This is a genomic window from Bradyrhizobium centrosematis (assembly GCF_045571495.1).
Lineage (GTDB): Bacteria > Pseudomonadota > Alphaproteobacteria > Rhizobiales > Xanthobacteraceae > Bradyrhizobium > Bradyrhizobium centrosematis.
Genome location: NZ_CP120703.1, coordinates 7,096,174 through 7,111,384 on the forward strand (window position 1 = coordinate 7,096,174; position 15,211 = coordinate 7,111,384).

Consider the following 15,211-nt stretch of genomic DNA (forward strand, 5'->3'; position numbering starts at 1 on the left):
GGCCTCGCCGCGACGGCCGGCGCTTCGCACCCGCGGCAGCGCCGTTTGCGAGGATTCCAGTAGCTACTCCCCGACCTTTGCCTTAAGCCTCGACGGCTTGCCACCCGTTCCGGCAGGCTCGATACTGGCGGCAATGAGGCAAGCCCGAGACACAACGGGCTCTGGTAGATGAGGGGAGTTTTCCATGGAGCGCATCTGGCTCAAGCAATATCCGCCCGGCGTGCCCGCCGATATCGAGCCGACCCAATACGCATCGCTGGTCGACCTCCTGGAGGAGAGCTTCACCAAGTTCGCCGACCGCAAGGCGTTCATCTGCATGGACAAGTCGATCAGTTACCGCGACCTCGACCAGATGTCGGTCGCGCTCGCCGCCTATTTGCAGGGCCGCGGGCTGCAGCGCGGTGCCCGCGTCGCCATCATGATGCCGAACGTGCTGCAATATCCGGTTGCGACCGCCGCGGTGCTGCGCGCCGGATTCGCGGTGGTCAACGTCAATCCGCTCTACACGCCGCGCGAGCTCGAGCACCAGCTCAAGGATTCCGGCGCTGAAGCCATCATCGTGCTGGAGAATTTCGCCCACACCGTCGAGCAGGTGATCGCGAAGACGCAGGTGAAGCACGTCATCGTCGCCAGCATGGGCGACCTGCTCGGCTTCAAGGGCGTGATCGTCAATCTCGTCGTCCGCCGCGTCAAGAAGATGGTACCGGCGTGGTCGCTGCCGGGTTCGGTCTCCTTCAACGACGCATTGTCGGCCGGCCGCGGCATGACCTTCAACAAGCCGAAGCTTTCGCCGGGCGACGTCGCCTTCCTGCAATATACCGGCGGCACCACCGGCGTCTCCAAGGGCGCCACCCTGCTCCACCGCAACATCGTCGCCAACGTGTTGCAGAACGACGCCTGGCTGCAGCCGGCGCTGGCCGCGCCGCCGCATGTCGACCAGCTCATGATCGTCTGCGCGCTGCCGCTCTATCACATCTTCGCGCTGACGGCCTGCTACCTGCTCGCGGTGCGCGCCGGCGGCTGCAATCTCCTGATCCCCAACCCGCGCGACATTCCCGGCTTCATCAAGGAGCTGGCGAAGTACCAGGTCAACAGCTTCCCGGCTGTGAACACGCTCTACAACGGCTTGATGCACCATCCCGATTTCAAGAAGCTCGACTTCTCCAAGCTGAAGATCTCCAACGGCGGCGGCATGGCGGTGCAGCGCCCCGTGGCCGATCAATGGAAAGCGATCACCGGCTGCTTCATCGCCGAGGGTTACGGCCTGTCGGAGACTTCGCCGACGCTGACCTGCAATCCGGCAACCGCGACCGAGTTCACGGGCACGATCGGCATCCCGGTGCCGTCGACCTACATCTCGATCCGCGACGACGACGGCAACGAAGTCCCGCTCGGCCACACCGGCGAGATCTGCGCGAAGGGGCCGCAAGTGATGTCGGGCTACTGGAACAGGCCGGAGGAGACCGCCAAGGTGATGACCGCGGACGGCTTTTTCCGCACCGGCGACATCGGCGTGATGGACGAGAAGGGCTACACCAAGATCGTCGACCGCAAGAAGGACATGATCTTGGTCTCCGGCTTCAACGTCTATCCGAACGAGGTCGAGGAAGTGATCGCGAGCCATCCGGGGGTGCTCGAATGCGCCGTGATCGGCATCCCTGATTCGAAGTCGGGCGAAGCCGTGAAGGCTTTCGTGGTGAAGAAGGATCAGAACCTCACCGCCGAGGCCGTGATCAAATTCTGTCACGAGCAACTGACCGGCTACAAGGTGCCCAAGCACATCGAATTCCGCAACGACCTGCCCAAGACCAATGTCGGCAAGATCCTGCGTCGGCAGCTGCGCGACGAGAAGAACGCGGAGGCCGCGTAAGCGCCTCGCCGGTTGATGAAAGCCGGCAGCAACATCGCGCCGTCAGACGTTCTCGCCTTCTGGCGCGAGGCCGGCAGCGAGCGCTGGTACGCGCATGACGACGCCTTCGACGCGGAGGTGAGGCGCCGCTTTCTTCCACTCTGGCAGGAGGCGGCCGCCGGCGGACTGGCATCGTGGGAAGACAGCGACGACGGCGCGCTCGCGCTGGTGATCGTGCTCGACCAATTTCCCCGCAACATGTTCCGCGGCACCTCCCAGACCTTTGCCAGCGACGGCCTGGCGCGCGACGCCGCCCGCCGCGCCATCGACCGCGGAGTCGATCGCAGGGTCGACCCGCTCCTGCTCGAATTCCTCTATTTGCCTTTCATGCATTCGGAGCATCTGCCCGACCAGCTGCATTGCGTCGCGCTGTTTCAGAACACCGAGAATGCCAAGAACCTGAAATATGCGAGGATGCACGCCGAGATCATCCAGCGGTTCGGCCGGTTTCCCCACCGCAACCGCCTCCTCGGCCGCGACACTACGGCGGAAGAGCAGGACTTTCTCGACAATGGCGGCTTCTCCGGTTGATGACATGATGGTGAAGGGCCCGGCGGGAGCTTCAGGCTCTCGCCGCTTCGCCCGCCGGCAATATTGTGCAGGCCCGCCGCACGGTCTAAAAGGCAGGATCGATCTTCAGGGAGAACGACGATGGCGATCCAGATTGGCGACAAGCTGCCCGAGGCGAAATTCCGCGTGATGACGGCGGACGGCCCGCAGGTGAAGACCACCGACGACATCTTCAAGGGCAAGAAGGTGGCACTGTTCGCGGTGCCCGGCGCCTACACCGGCACCTGCCACAAGATGCATCTGCCGAGCATCTTCCTCAACGCCTATGCCATGAAGGACAAGGGCGTCGACACCATCGCCATCGTCTCCGTCAACGACGCCTTCGTCATGAACGCCTGGAAGCGCGATACCGACCAGCGCGACGAGGCGATCTTCCTCGCCGACGGCAATGCCGACTTCACCAAGGCGATCGGCATGGAGCTGGACGCCTCCGCCAACGGCCTCGGCATTCGCTCGAAGCGCTATTCGATGCTGGTGGAGGACGGCGTGGTCAAGAAGCTCAACCTCGAGGCAATGCCCGGCAAGGTCGAGGTCTCCGGCGGCGATACGCTGCTCGGGCAGCTCTGAGCTTTAGGGGCATTTCTTTCCAAGGACCACGTCATGCCCGGGCTTGTCCCGGGCATCCACGTTCCTCACGTCATGTGCGAAAAGACGTGGATGGCCGGGTCAAGCCCGGCCATGAGGGTCGAAGGGAGCGTTTGCCCCCCTACTCCCTGACCCGCTGCTGCAGCCTTGCCTTCACGATGCCGTCGCGCGCCAGCTGATCGGCGCGCTCGTTCTCGGGGTGGCCGGCATGGCCCTTGACCCAGTGCCAGCGGACCTCGTGCTGCTTCAGCGCGGCATCCAGGCGCTGCCATAGCTCGACGTTCTTCACCGGCTTCTTGTCGGCGGTGCGCCAGCCGTTCCGCTTCCAGCCGAAGATCCAGCCCGTGATGCCCTGCCGGACGTATTGGCTGTCGGTGTAGAGATCGACGGTGCACGGCTTCTTCAGCGCTTCGAGCGCCGAGATCGCCGCCATCAGCTCCATCTGATTGTTGGTGGTGTGGCGCTCGCCGCCGCTCAGCTCTTTTTCCTTGTCGCCGAATCTCAGGATTGCACCCCAGCCGCCCGGCCCGGGATTCCCCGAGCAGGCGCCGTCGGTGTAGATCGTGACATTGGGACGCTCGCTCACGCCACCAGCCCCGACGGCATCAGCCCATAATCGCGCACGCTCGTCACGCTCTGGTGGAAGCGCAGCTTGCGGACATATTCGAGCGGATCCTTCGGCTTGACCAGCGCGCCCGGCGGCACGTTGAGCCAGTCGACCAGCCGCGTCAGCAGGAAGCGGATCGCAGCGCCCCGCGCCAGCAGCGGCAGCGCGGCCTCTTCGGCTTCGGAGAGCTTGCGCACCCGGCCATAGGCGTTGAGGAAGGCACGCGCCTTGGTGACGTTGAAGGAGTGATCCGGCTCGAAGCACCAGGCGTTGAGGCAGATCGCGACGTCATAGGCCAGCATGTCGTTACAGGCGAAGGTGAAGTCGATGATCCCGGAGAGCTGGTCGCCGAGGAAGAAGACGTTGTCGTTGAAGAGGTCGGCGTGGATCACGCCCTCCGGCAGATTGTTTGGCCAGATCCCGCTCGAGAGATGGTCGAGCTCGGCCTCCAGGAACGCGCGCAGGCCCGGCTGCACCTCGTCGGCACGGTGCGAGGCCGCATCGAACAGCGGCCGCCAGCCCGCGACCGACAGCGCATTGGCACGCTTGATCGGGAAGTTCGCGCCCGCCAGATGCATCTTCGCCAGCGCCGCACCGACTCCGGCGCAATGCGCCACGTTCGGCTTGCGCGGCCACATGCCTTCGAGAAAGGTGATGATCGCCGCAGGCCGCCCCGACAGCTCGCGCAGCGCCTCGCCGTCTCTTCCCTTCACCGGCAGCGGGCAGTTGATTCCGTGCTCGGCCAGATGCGTCATCAGCGCGAGGAAGAACGGCAAGTCGTTCTTCGCCACGCGCTTCTCGTAAAGCGTGAGGATGAACGACCCCTGGCTGGTATGCAGCAGGAAGTTGGTGTTCTCGACGCCCTCGGCGATGCCCTTGTAGGAGAGCAGTTCGCCGAGATCATATTGCCTCAGGAAATCCGCAAGCTCGTCGGCGGCAACATCGGTGTAGACCGCCATATAGGTCTACTCGGCGGCAGCTTCGGGACGCACCTGACGCGGCAGCGGGAAGAACTCGTTCTCTTCCGCGGCCGAGACCGTCTCCACATGCAGTGTGTAGCGCTCGGCGAAGGCGTCCATGATCTCCTCGACGATCACTTCCGGGGCCGACGCACCGGCGGTGATGCCGAGGCTAGTGATGTTGCCGAACTTACCCCAATCGAGATCGGCGGCGCGCTGCGCCAGCACCGCGATCTTGCAGCCCTCGCGCTCGGCGACCTCGCGCAGGCGCTGCGAGTTCGAGGAGTTCGGCGCACCGACCACGATCAGCGCGTCCACCACCGGCGCCACCTTCTTCACCGCAAGCTGGCGGTTGGTGGTGGCGTAGCAGATGTCTTCCTTGTGCGGGCCGTTGATGTTGGGGAAGCGCTCCTTCAGGAGCGCCACGATCTCCGCGGTGTCGTCGATCGAGAGCGTGGTCTGGGTCACGAAGGCGAGGTTGTTGGGGTCCTTCGGGGAGATGGTCTTGGCGTCCTCGGCGGTCTCGATCAGGGTCACGGCGCCGGCGGGAAGCTGGCCGAGCGTGCCGACCACCTCGGGATGATGGGAGTGGCCGATCAGGAAGATCTCGCGGCCACGCTTGAAGTGGATCGCGGCCTCGCGATGCACCTTGGTCACCAGCGGGCAGGTCGCATCCAGCGAGAACAGGTTGCGGGACTGGGCGTCGGCCGGAACCGATTTCGGCACGCCATGAGCCGAGAACACCACCGGCGCCGAGGTATTCTCGGGGATCTCGGCGAGCTCCTCGACGAAAATGGCGCCCTTCTTTTTCAACCCATCGACGACGTATTTGTTGTGCACAATCTCATGGCGAACATAGACGGGGGCGCCGTACTTATCGAGCGCTCGTTCCACGGTATCGATCGCCCGGACCACCCCGGCACAGAAGCCGCGAGGAGAACAAAGCACGATCTTGAGGTCTGGTTTGGCTGACATTGAGCGATCTCGTGACCGAATCACCCGTTTCGCCTTCTGGCGGGGGCGGTCGATGGCTGGAATGGGGCTTAAAACGGTCGGCTTGAACTATACCGCGATTTCCAAGGGAATTGGGCCCCCTTTCGGGCGCTGTCAAGGCACTATCTATAGCAGAACCATTGCGTGGCTACCCCCTCCGGGCTTATATAGCGCGAATTCCCTGTCATCGCTGATGACCACCGGTTTCGCCTCCAGAGGGGTGGGCGAAGCACAAAGGAGATTTGCCATGAGCAACGCACCTCTGATGCCCAAGGCGACCGCCGTCTGGCTGCTCGACAACACCGCGCTGACCTTCGACCAGGTCGCCGATTTCACCAAGATGCACCCCCTCGAGGTGCGCGCGATCGCCGATGGCGACGCGGCCCAGGGCATCAAGGGCATGGATCCCCTCTCCAACGGCCAGCTCACCCGCGAGGAGATCGAGAAGGGCGAGAAGAACCCGGATTATCGGCTGCGCCTGCAGGAGAGCAAGGTGGTGCTGCCGCCGCAGCCCAAGCGCAAGGGCCCGCGCTACACCCCGGTGTCGCGCCGTCATGAGCGCCCGAGCGCCATCCTCTGGCTGCTGCGCAGCCATCCGGAGCTGAAGGACGCGCAGATCATGCGCCTGGTCGGCACCACCAAGAGCACCATCGCCAGCGTGCGCGATCGTACCCACTGGAACACGTCCCAGCTCACCCCGATCGATCCCGTCACCCTCGGCCTCTGCTCCCAGATCGAGCTCGATTTCGAGGTGCAGCGCGCCGCCAAGGAAAAGCCGATCGACGCAGCCTATGGCGGCGCCACGCTGCTGCCGGCCTCCGAGACCACCCGCAAGGACGAATACGAGCCCGCCGAGAAGTCGAGCGACGACCTCAATGTCGACGCGGTGTTCGCCAAGCTGAAAACGCTCGGCGGCAAGAAGCACGAAGACGAGGAAGAGTAAGGCTCCACTCTCGTTTCGATCGAATGCAAAAAACGCGGCAGGGAAACCTGCCGCGTATTTGTCTTTTGAGCATCCGGCCGTCGGGACCGACGCCGCAACGCCTCAGAACTTGTACGTCACACCCGCGCCGACCAGCCACGGATCGATATGCGCGGTGCCTGTGACCGGAATCGCGCCGTTGACCATCGCCGAGTAATTTGGCTGCAGCCACAGCTTCTTCACGTCGACGTTGAGACCCCAATGCTTGTTGAGCATGTAGTCGAAACCGAACTGCACGGCACCGCCCCACTGGTTGCTGACGTGCAGGTTGGTGACGGCGAGCCCCCCGAACGGAACGTTGGATGCCGAGTTGTTGAAGAACACCGTATAGTTGACGCCGGCACCGATATAGGGCTTGAACGCGCCGAAATTGGTGAAGTGGTATTGCAGGGTCAGCGTCGGCGGCAGCAGCGTGGTCTTGCCGATATCAAGCCCCTGCAGCGTGCCCGATCCGGTGAGGTGATGCCGCGTGACGCCGAGGATCAACTCAGCGGCGATGTTCTGCGTGAAGAAATAAGAGATGTCGAGTTCGGGAACGACCTGGTTGCTGATGTGAAGGCCCGAATTCGGCGACGACAGCGCAGGCACACCCGCGACATTGACCGAGCTGCCACCGCCGTCCGGCAACACGCCAAGGACGCGCAGACGGATCATCCAAGGATTCCACGCCTCCGCCGCCGGCGGTGCCTTGGTATAGATCGGCAGATCCGCAGCTTGCGCCGATGCGAGCGCCCCACCGAACGCGGTGGCGAGCACCACCAGCCGTGCGGCATTCCGAATAGTCCTTCGCATTGAATTCCCCTTACAGCCATGCGCGCTCCGTTGCGCGATCACAGATGTCACAGCAGAAAGGGGGCGCTCTCGGATTTGACCTGCATCAAATCCGGACTGATGCGTCGCAATTCAGCCACGGCGTTGCATATCTGCAACGGTCAACGACACTGCGAGCCACTGGCGTGGTGATAGCCGCTGAGCATGGCGAGCCGCTTCAGTCTATTACGTTCACGTGCCCAGATGGCTACGGCCGCTCGGGATGGTTCAGCATGTATTCGCCGAGATCGCGCTGGCGGCGGTCGGCGCGCGCGGTCGCGGCATTGCGCTGGACGTCGCGGTCCTTGCGGCAGGCCACATATTCCGGCGAGCCCTGGGCATAGCCCCGGCTCTGGCAGACGGCGTCGTCATCGTCGCCGCCCGCCGCCACCGGATTCTGGTAGCGCGCGGAGCAGGCGGAGAGAGCGATGGCGAGCAGGGAGATGGCCCCGTACTGCGCGAGCTTGGCTGACATTGGCTGGTCCTGTCCCATTCGTCATTGCCGGGCTTGCCCCGGCAATCCATCGAAATCAAGGCAGTTGCTTGCCCATTGATGGATGCCCGGGTCCCGGCGCCGCCAAGGCTATGCCGGGCATTCGGTTTGCGGCCGGTGAAGCCATGCGAAGACGACAAGCCCGGGCACGACAGAGAGCTGCTCACACCCGCCCCTTCAGCGCCTCCCCGATCTCGTCGAGCGCCTTGGGATCCTCGATCGTCGCCGGCATGGTCCAGGACTCGCCGTCGGCGATCTTCTTGATGGTGCCGCGCAGGATCTTTCCGGAGCGCGTCTTGGGCAGGCGGCCGACGGTGATCGCGAGCTTGAAGGCGGCGACCGGGCCGAGCTTGTCGCGCACCAGTGCGACGATCTCCTTCTCGATCTCGGCGGGGGCGCGTTTCACGCCGGCCTTGAGCACCAGGAAACCGCAGGGCACCTCGCCTTTGATCGCGTCCTTGACGCCGAGCACGGCACATTCGGCGACATCGGGATGCGAGGCCAGGATCTCCTCCATGCCGCCGGTGGAGAGCCGGTGGCCGGCGACGTTGATGATGTCGTCGGTGCGGCCCATGACGAAGACATAGCCGTCCTCGTCCTTGTAGCCGGCGTCCGAGGTTTTGTAATAGCCGGGGAATTCGCTCAAATAGGCTTCCTTGAAGCGCGCATCCTGATTCCACAGCGTCGGCAGGCAGCCCGGCGGCATCGGCAGCTTGATGACGATCGAGCCCATGGTGTTGGGTCCCACCGGCTTCGCCGCCTCGTCGACCACATCGACCTGGTAGCCCGGCATCGGCACCGTCGGCGAGCCATGCTTCACCGGCAGCATGCCGAGCCCGACCGGATTGCCGGCGATGCACCAGCCGGTCTCGGTCTGCCACCAATGGTCGATCACCGGCACCTTGAGCTGCGCTTCCGCCCATTCGACCGTCGGCGGATCGGCCCGCTCGCCGGCGAGGAACAGCGTGCGGAATTTCGACAGGTCGTATTGCCGGATGAACTTTCCTTCCGGATCCTCCTTTCGGATCGCGCGGAACGCGGTCGGCGCGGTGAAGAACGCCACCGCCTTGTGCTCGGAGATCACGCGCCAGAACGCGCCGGCGTCGGGCGTGCCGACCGGCTTGCCCTCGTACATGATCGTGGTCGCCCCGTGCAGCAGCGGGCCGTAGACGATGTAGCTGTGGCCGACCACCCAGCCGATGTCGGAGCCGCACCACCACACCTCGCCCGGCCTGACGCCATAGAGGTTGAACATCGACCATTTCACCGCAACGAGATGGCCGCCATTGTCGCGCACGACGCCCTTCGGGATGCCCGTGGTGCCCGAGGTGTAGAGAATGTAGAGCGGATCGGTCGCTGCAACGGGCGCGCAAGGCGCCTTCTTGCCGTCGTTCAGCGCCTTGCGGCGCAGGCTGGCCCAATCGTAGTCCCGGCCCGGGGTCAGGTCGCAAGTGAGCTGCGGACGCTGCAGCACGATGCAGGCCTTCGGCTTGCTGCCGGCAAGCTTGATCGCCTCGTCGAGCAATGGCTTGTACTGCACGATGCGGCCGGGCTCGATGCCGCAGCTTGCGGAGAGAATGAGTTTCGGCTGCGCGTCGTCGATGCGGGTGGCGAGCTCCTTCGCGGCAAATCCGCCGAACACCACGGAGTGCACCGCACCGATCCGCGCGCAGGCGAGCATCGCGACCACAGCCTCCGGTACCATCGGCATATAGAGGATGACCCGATCGCCCTTGGCGACACCGAAATCCTGCATGATGGCGGCAAGCGCCTGCACCTCGCTCAGCAGCTCGGCATAGGTCAGCCTGGTGATGCTGCCCGTCAGCGGCGAATCATGAATCAGGGCGACCTGGTCGGCGCGCCCGCCTTCGACATGGCGGTCGAGCGCGTTGTAGCAGGTGTTGACGACGCCGCCGGTAAACCAGCGGCCGTAGGTTCCTTGCGAGGGGTCGAAGATCTTTTTCGGCGGCTCGATCCAGTCGATCTCTTTCGCGGCTTCGGCCCAGAAGCCTTCGGGGTCGGCGAGCGAACGCGCATGGACCTCGTGATAACGACTTTTACCGTCGACGTTCATTCCCGCGCTCCCGTTCCCTTTATTCGCCTAGCTTTGAGCCTCATGGCAGGACGGGCGTCCCGCCATGACCAGGATCAATGCCGGCCTTGGTTGCGGGCTATTTTCCCGGGAACGGGCCGCGGTTCAAGCCGAAAAGAAGGGGTCCCGTCGAGAGCGCTCAGCGAGCATTGGAGATCGGGGCAGACCAGCACCGCAACATAGGTGGGCTTTCCCCCTTGTGGCAGGGCTATCGCATATGAGTGCGGTTACCTGTGGCGCACCCTTCGAGACGCCCGCCCTTGGCGGGCCCTCAGGATGCCGCACGTGACATCAATCTCATATGCGATTGCCCTACCCACAAGGGGAGGGAACGCAGTGTGCGCGTGACAGAACCTAGCTCTCCATCGCATTCAGCCGCTGCAGGCGATCCTGCATGACCTTCTTCAGGTCGTAGCCGGGGCGGCGGAAACTGGCATCGCGCGTCGTGAGGAAATCGCGCTGGGACTTGCGCAGGCCATCCGCCGCGCGTCTGCTCGCGGATCTCAGCACACGCTCATAAGCCTCAGCGATCTGGCGGTCGAGCGCGCCGAGCTGCGGATCGGCGCAGATCACCTTCTCGACCTCGCGCTTTGCGGCGGCGCAATCGAATGACGGACCGCGATCATCCGACGATCGCGCATGCATCGGGCCGGGGGACGCCGCGCCGAATTTCGCGATCTCGGCGATCACAGTGCGGCGGCCATTCGCTGCGTTCTCGTTGCCGGGGTCGAGCTTCAGCGCCATCTCGTAGTCCGCCAGGGCCTTCGCGCGCTCGCCCATCTTCTTGTAGAGCACGGCGCGGTTGTTGTAGGTCTTCGCAAAGGTCGGATCGAGCTTCAGCGCGGCCTCGTAGTCGCTCAGCGCCGCTCCGAGCTCGCCCTTGAACTGATAGGAATCGCCGCGGTTGGTCAGGAAGTTGGCGCGCGGCTCCCGTCGGATCGCCAGATCGTAATCGGCAATAGCCTTGTCGTACTCGCCCATCGCAGCATAGGCGAGGCCGCGGTTGTCGTAATATTCTGGCACCTTGGGATCGAGCCTGATCGCCTCGCTGTCATCGGCGACCGCCTTGTCGAGCTGGCCGAGCTTCTTAAAGGCCGCACCGCGATTGGTGTAGGTGCGCGCCCGGTTCGGGTCGAGCCGCAAGGCTTCGTCGAAATTTGTGATCGCCTTTTCGTTGTCACCGCCGAGGTAATGCGCGACGCCGCGGTCGGACCAGGCCTGTGCATTGTCCGGCTTCAGCTTGATCGCCTGGTCGTAGTCGGCGAGCGCGCGGTCGAGCCGGCGCTGATTGGTGTAGACGACGCCGCGCAGCTCGTAGGCCTCGGCATCCGCCGGATCGAGCTCGATGGCTTTGCCGAGGTCGGCCGCGGCGCGATTGAGATCGCCGCCGGCTTCGCGCAGCAGGTCGCCGCGCAGGCGCCAGGCCTTCGCATTCCTGCCGTCGAGCGCAATGGCGCGGTCGATGTCTCGCAAGGCCTGCGTGAGGCCGCCCGACGTCCGGGCATTGGCGTCGGCGCGCGCCAGCAGGGCCGCAGCGCGTTCGGACGGGGAATTGGCGGTCTGGTCGATGATGACAGTGCAGGCCGGGATCAGCTCGGCCGGGGCAGCCGTGCTGCCGGCGACACAATCGGCGGCAGCCGAGGCCGGGACAACGAGCGCAAGGCTCATCGCCGTGCCGAGGAGAAACGCGCGCAGGGAGAATGGGGACGCTTGCGCGGAAACATGCATGCCGCACATGACTTTGGGCTCCGTGACATCGGGTTCTTCCCGTTGTCGCGGTGGGCCGGGGCCGGGTTCAAACCACATCTGTCCACGCCGTCATGGCTGGGCCTGACGCCTCCTTAAAGCGAAGGGCCTCAGTACCCATCCACCCCGTTGATCTGCTGCAGCCGGTCCTGCATCGCCTTCTTCAGATCATAGCCCGGCCGGCCGTATCCGGCGTTCCTGTGCGCGATGAAATCGTCCTGCTCGCGCTGGATCTTGCGTGCTTCCGCTGGGCTTTGGGCCTCGCGGATGACGCGCAGATGCGATCCGTAGATCTCGCGATCGAGATCGGCGAGCTCGCGATTGGCGCAGATCGCCTTTTCCACCGCGCGGCGCGCACGCGTGCAATTGAAGCTGGGCTTTCCGGCGACGGCCATCTGCGCGCCGATCCGCTCGAGCTCGCGCGCCATCGCCCTGTGATTGGCCTTGGCCTTCTCGTGGTTCGGATCGATCTTCAGGGCTGCGCCGAAATCCTGCACCGCCTTGGGCTTGTCGCCCTTCTTGAGCCAGAGCTCGCCGCGGGCATTGAAGATGTCGGCAAGCGTGGGGTCGAGCAGCAGCACGCGGCTGTCGTCGGCAATGGCGCGGTCGACCTGGTCATGCCGCGCATAGAGCGCCGCGCGCGCGATCAGCGCCTTGATCAGATCCCCCTTCGCTGTCTTCTCGTTGTCGATTACGGCGGCGCAAGCCGTCGCGGCCTTGTCGATGTCGTCGGCCGCGGTCGCCGCGAGGCATGGCGCGACATCGACCTGGATCACCGCAGCCGGCTCGCCGCCGGTCGCAGCCTCGGCGGCGGCGAGCGGGAGCGCGCTCAGCAATATGGCGCCTGACGATTGAATGAGTTTTCGAAAACGCATGCTCGTTGCAGTCGGAAATCTTGTTTTCGGTCTCGCCTTTAGTCTTGCGTTTAAGGCTCGCTTCGAGGCCGTGCTAGCCATGATGCGGCCGGATTGGTGCTAGCTTGTGGCGCCACCCATATCGGTTTCGGGGATCATCGTGTCGACATTCGAATGGATCATCGCGCTTCTACTCGGCGCCGTTGGATTATCGGCGCTGGCGCGGCGGATCAAGGTCCCCTACCCGACCTTTCTCGCCATCGGCGGCGCACTGATCGCCTTCGTGCCGTCCAGTCCGTCCTGGACGCTGCAGCCCGACCTGGCCCTGGCCCTTTTTGTCGCACCGGTCCTGCTCGATGCCGCGTTCGACACCTCGCTGCGCGATCTGCGCAACAATTGGGTTCCGGTCTCGACCCTGGTCGTCGCCGCGGTCGGCCTGACCACGGCCGGCGTCGCCTTCGTCGCGCACCGGCTGGTGCCTGACATGCCCTGGGCCGCCGCGGTTGCGCTCGGCGCCATCGTGGCGCCGCCAGATGCGGCCGCCGCGGTCGCGATCCTGAGCCAGGTGAAACTACCCTACCGCATGGTGAAGGTGCTGGAGGGCGAAAGCCTGCTCAACGATGCGAGCGCGCTTCTGATCTACCGCATCGCGGTCGGCGCGGTCGCCGCCGAGCATCTGACATGGAGCCAGGTCGCGCCGACCATGGCGCTGGCACTGGTCGGCAGCGTCATCGCCGGCCTGCTCGCGGGCCGCATCATCCCGCTGTTCATGGATCGGGTGACCGAGGCGCCGAGCGCCATCATCGTGCAATTCGCCACCACCTTCATGATCTGGATCGGCGCCGAGCATCTCGGCCTCTCCGGCATCCTCACCATCGTGGTCTACGCCATCACCCTCGCGCGCACCGCAGGCGAGCGCATGCCGGCGCGGCTGCGGGTACCGTCCTATGCGGTCTGGGAGACTACGGTATTCGTGCTCAACGTACTCGCCTTCATGCTGATCGGCATGCAGATGCGGCCGATCTGGACGCGGCTGGATGCGGACGTGCGCTGGGAATATTGCGTGGCCGCGGCCTGGATCCTGCTGACCGTGATCCTGGTGCGCCTCGGCTGGGTGACGTTCTATCGCACGACCTTGCGTGTGCTGGTCGCACAGGGGATCTATCATCCCAAGGACCCCAAGGCCGTCGCCTCGCCCGAGGGCGGCCTCATCATCTCCTGGTGCGGCATGCGGGGCCTCGTCACGCTCGCCACCGCCTTCGCGCTGCCGGAGAATTTTCCCCATCGCGACTTCATCGTCTTCATCGCCTTTGCAGTGGTGCTGGGATCGCTGGTGATCCAGGGCCTGACGCTGCGGCCGCTGATCCTGGCGTTCGGCCTCAAGGATGACGATCCCGTCGGTACCGAGGTCGCGCGTGCGCGCGCCGTCGCGTATCGCGCCGCGCTCGATGCGATCGAGAGCGATCCATCGGAGGAGGCGGAGATCCTGCGGCTCGAATACCGCGCTATCTTGATGCAGGCCGAGAGCGATCCCAACGGCGGCGTCGCCAATGGCGAGCTGCCCGCCGATCCCTTGCGCCGCCGCGCCATCGCGGCCGCGCGCAAATCGATCTTCGACCTTCGCGCCACCGAGGTGATCGGCGACGACGCCTTCCACCGGATCGAGGAGGAGCTCGATCGCGCGGAATTGAGCGCGGGCGGGTAAACTCCACGGTCCGGGACGACGGCGGGTTCTGGCGTCAAGCAACGTGCGCCAAGTCACACATAGCGTCCCGTAGTTTGAACCAAACCCCGGTTCTCCAGACACACTCCTGATGACGACCCTGATCGACGACCGTCGTGTCCGCGCGCGAGATGCGTCGCCCGCACGATATTTTTATCTCCACATGGCCCTGGCCTGCGCGGCCACCGCCTTTCTCGGCTTCGCACCGACCTACTGGGTGCCCCTCGCCAACCGGACATTGTCCGCAAGCCCCGTGATTCACTTTCACGGCGTCTTGTTCTTCACATGGTCTCTCTATTTCGTGCTGCAGACCTGGCTCGCGGCCTCGGGCCGCGTGGTCAATCACCGCTCGCTCGGTATCGCCGGCGTGTCGCTCGCGACCGCGATGACGATCTTCGGCTTCCTCGCCTCGGTGCATGTGATGCAGCATTCCGCAGCGCTCGGGCAGAAGGAGGCCGGCATCGGCTTCTCGATCGTGCCGATGAGCGGGATCGCGTTCTTCGCGGTCGTGTTCGTGCTCGCCATCGTGAACACGCGCAGACCCGAGATTCACAAGCGCCTGATGCTGCTGGCCGCGGTTTCGATCCTCGATGCCGCGATCGCACGCTGGTTCCTGACCTTCCTGGCCCCTCCGGGACCGCCCGGTCCGCCGCCGGTGCCGGTGACCATCGCGCCGGCCGTCGTCGCCTCGCTTCTGCTCGTGGTCGCCATGGTGCGCGACTGGCGCAGCGAAGGCCGCGTGCACCCGGTCTATATCTACGGCACGCTGGCGCTGCTGGCAGTGAAGGTCCTGAACTGGCCGGTCAGCGAGAGCGCCGCCTGGCATGCCTTCGCCGGCGGGATTCTGGCGCTGGCGCAGTAACCAACCCAACAACCCGCTGTCGTCCC

The 15,211-nt window shown here is 64.8% G+C and carries 14 protein-coding genes; 6 read left to right on the forward strand and 8 right to left on the reverse strand.

Annotated features, from left to right (window positions below):
- Positions 1–184: 184 nt before the first annotated feature.
- The 3 genes from P6U31_RS33425 to P6U31_RS33435 all read left to right on the forward strand — a co-directional run bounded on the left by P6U31_RS33425 (position 185) and on the right by P6U31_RS33435 (position 3,046).
- Positions 185–1,870, forward strand: a complete 1,686-nt coding sequence (locus P6U31_RS33425; RefSeq protein ID WP_407185862.1) for a long-chain fatty acid--CoA ligase — start codon at positions 185–187, stop codon at positions 1,868–1,870.
- 15 nt (positions 1,871–1,885) lie between these two features.
- A complete protein-coding gene (locus P6U31_RS33430) occupies positions 1,886–2,440 on the forward strand; it encodes a DUF924 family protein (protein ID WP_407185863.1) in 555 nt (184 codons plus the stop codon).
- Between the two features lie 120 nt (positions 2,441–2,560).
- Positions 2,561–3,046 carry a peroxiredoxin gene (locus tag P6U31_RS33435; RefSeq protein WP_407185864.1) on the forward strand — a complete coding sequence of 162 codons (486 nt, stop codon included), beginning with the start codon at positions 2,561–2,563 and terminating at the stop codon, positions 3,044–3,046.
- A gap of 139 nt (positions 3,047–3,185) precedes the next feature.
- Here the strand turns inward: P6U31_RS33435 and rnhA are convergent, their stop codons facing one another.
- The 3 genes from rnhA to ispH are packed head-to-tail and all read right to left on the reverse strand — an operon-like array spanning position 3,186 to position 5,605.
- Complete coding sequence (gene rnhA / locus P6U31_RS33440) at positions 3,186–3,650, reverse strand: ribonuclease HI (RefSeq protein WP_407185865.1); 465 nt, start codon at positions 3,648–3,650, stop codon at positions 3,186–3,188.
- Entirely contained in the window at positions 3,647–4,630 is a 984-nt protein-coding gene (locus tag P6U31_RS33445; RefSeq protein ID WP_407185866.1) for a homoserine kinase, read from the reverse strand. Before P6U31_RS33445 ends, rnhA begins: the two co-directional genes overlap by 4 nt.
- A 6-nt stretch (positions 4,631–4,636) precedes the next feature.
- Positions 4,637–5,605 (reverse strand): 4-hydroxy-3-methylbut-2-enyl diphosphate reductase, encoded by a 969-nt coding sequence (gene ispH, locus P6U31_RS33450; protein ID WP_407185867.1) that lies wholly within the window; start codon positions 5,603–5,605, stop codon positions 4,637–4,639.
- A 265-nt stretch (positions 5,606–5,870) separates the two neighbouring features.
- On the opposite strand from ispH, the gene P6U31_RS33455 reads away from it, so the two are divergent.
- Positions 5,871–6,566 carry a DUF1013 domain-containing protein gene (locus tag P6U31_RS33455; protein ID WP_164937984.1) on the forward strand — a complete coding sequence of 232 codons (696 nt, stop codon included), beginning with the start codon at positions 5,871–5,873 and terminating at the stop codon, positions 6,564–6,566.
- 102 nt (positions 6,567–6,668) lie between these two features.
- Here P6U31_RS33455 and P6U31_RS33460 read toward each other — a convergent pair whose 3' ends face one another.
- The 5 genes from P6U31_RS33460 to P6U31_RS33480 form a co-directional block, all read right to left on the reverse strand.
- On the reverse strand, positions 6,669–7,397 hold the full coding sequence (locus tag P6U31_RS33460; protein ID WP_407185868.1) for an OmpW/AlkL family protein: 729 nt from the start codon (positions 7,395–7,397) through the stop codon (positions 6,669–6,671).
- A gap of 226 nt (positions 7,398–7,623) precedes the next feature.
- Positions 7,624–7,890: a hypothetical protein gene (locus P6U31_RS33465; RefSeq protein ID WP_407185869.1), complete on the reverse strand. Its 267-nt coding sequence runs from the start codon at positions 7,888–7,890 to the stop codon at positions 7,624–7,626.
- Between the two features lie 181 nt (positions 7,891–8,071).
- On the reverse strand, positions 8,072–9,982 hold the full coding sequence (locus tag P6U31_RS33470; RefSeq protein ID WP_407185870.1) for a propionyl-CoA synthetase: 1,911 nt from the start codon (positions 9,980–9,982) through the stop codon (positions 8,072–8,074).
- 372 nt (positions 9,983–10,354) lie between these two features.
- A complete protein-coding gene (locus tag P6U31_RS33475) occupies positions 10,355–11,737 on the reverse strand; it encodes a tetratricopeptide repeat protein (RefSeq protein WP_407185871.1) in 1,383 nt (460 codons plus the stop codon).
- Between the two features lie 119 nt (positions 11,738–11,856).
- The gene (locus P6U31_RS33480) at positions 11,857–12,621 is read right to left on the reverse strand and encodes a tetratricopeptide repeat protein (RefSeq protein WP_407185872.1); all 765 of its coding nucleotides are present in this window, start codon (positions 12,619–12,621) and stop codon (positions 11,857–11,859) included.
- Between the two features lie 106 nt (positions 12,622–12,727).
- Between P6U31_RS33480 and P6U31_RS33485 the strand changes: the two genes are divergently transcribed.
- Positions 12,728–14,305: a cation:proton antiporter gene (locus P6U31_RS33485; RefSeq protein WP_407185873.1), complete on the forward strand. Its 1,578-nt coding sequence runs from the start codon at positions 12,728–12,730 to the stop codon at positions 14,303–14,305.
- A 109-nt stretch (positions 14,306–14,414) separates the two neighbouring features.
- Positions 14,415–15,185: a hypothetical protein gene (locus P6U31_RS33490; RefSeq protein WP_407185874.1), complete on the forward strand. Its 771-nt coding sequence runs from the start codon at positions 14,415–14,417 to the stop codon at positions 15,183–15,185.
- The last annotated feature ends 26 nt before the right edge of the window (positions 15,186–15,211 follow it).

What these genes read in the sequence shown, in the direction of transcription:
- P6U31_RS33425 (WP_407185862.1), top strand. Translation starts at nt 185, where the DNA reads ATGGAGCGCATCTGGCTCAAGCAATATCCGCCCGGCGTGCCCGCCGAT.
- P6U31_RS33430 (WP_407185863.1), top strand. Translation starts at nt 1,886, where the DNA reads ATGAAAGCCGGCAGCAACATCGCGCCGTCAGACGTTCTCGCCTTCTGG.
- P6U31_RS33435 (WP_407185864.1), top strand. Translation starts at nt 2,561, where the DNA reads ATGGCGATCCAGATTGGCGACAAGCTGCCCGAGGCGAAATTCCGCGTG.
- P6U31_RS33445 (WP_407185866.1), bottom strand. Translation starts at nt 4,630, where the DNA reads ATGGCGGTCTACACCGATGTTGCCGCCGACGAGCTTGCGGATTTCCTG.
- ispH (WP_407185867.1), bottom strand. Translation starts at nt 5,605, where the DNA reads ATGTCAGCCAAACCAGACCTCAAGATCGTGCTTTGTTCTCCTCGCGGC.
- P6U31_RS33455 (WP_164937984.1), top strand. Translation starts at nt 5,871, where the DNA reads ATGAGCAACGCACCTCTGATGCCCAAGGCGACCGCCGTCTGGCTGCTC.
- P6U31_RS33460 (WP_407185868.1), bottom strand. Translation starts at nt 7,397, where the DNA reads ATGCGAAGGACTATTCGGAATGCCGCACGGCTGGTGGTGCTCGCCACC.
- P6U31_RS33465 (WP_407185869.1), bottom strand. Translation starts at nt 7,890, where the DNA reads ATGTCAGCCAAGCTCGCGCAGTACGGGGCCATCTCCCTGCTCGCCATC.
- P6U31_RS33470 (WP_407185870.1), bottom strand. Translation starts at nt 9,982, where the DNA reads ATGAACGTCGACGGTAAAAGTCGTTATCACGAGGTCCATGCGCGTTCG.
- P6U31_RS33475 (WP_407185871.1), bottom strand. Translation starts at nt 11,737, where the DNA reads ATGTGCGGCATGCATGTTTCCGCGCAAGCGTCCCCATTCTCCCTGCGC.
- P6U31_RS33480 (WP_407185872.1), bottom strand. Translation starts at nt 12,621, where the DNA reads ATGCGTTTTCGAAAACTCATTCAATCGTCAGGCGCCATATTGCTGAGC.
- P6U31_RS33490 (WP_407185874.1), top strand. Translation starts at nt 14,415, where the DNA reads ATGACGACCCTGATCGACGACCGTCGTGTCCGCGCGCGAGATGCGTCG.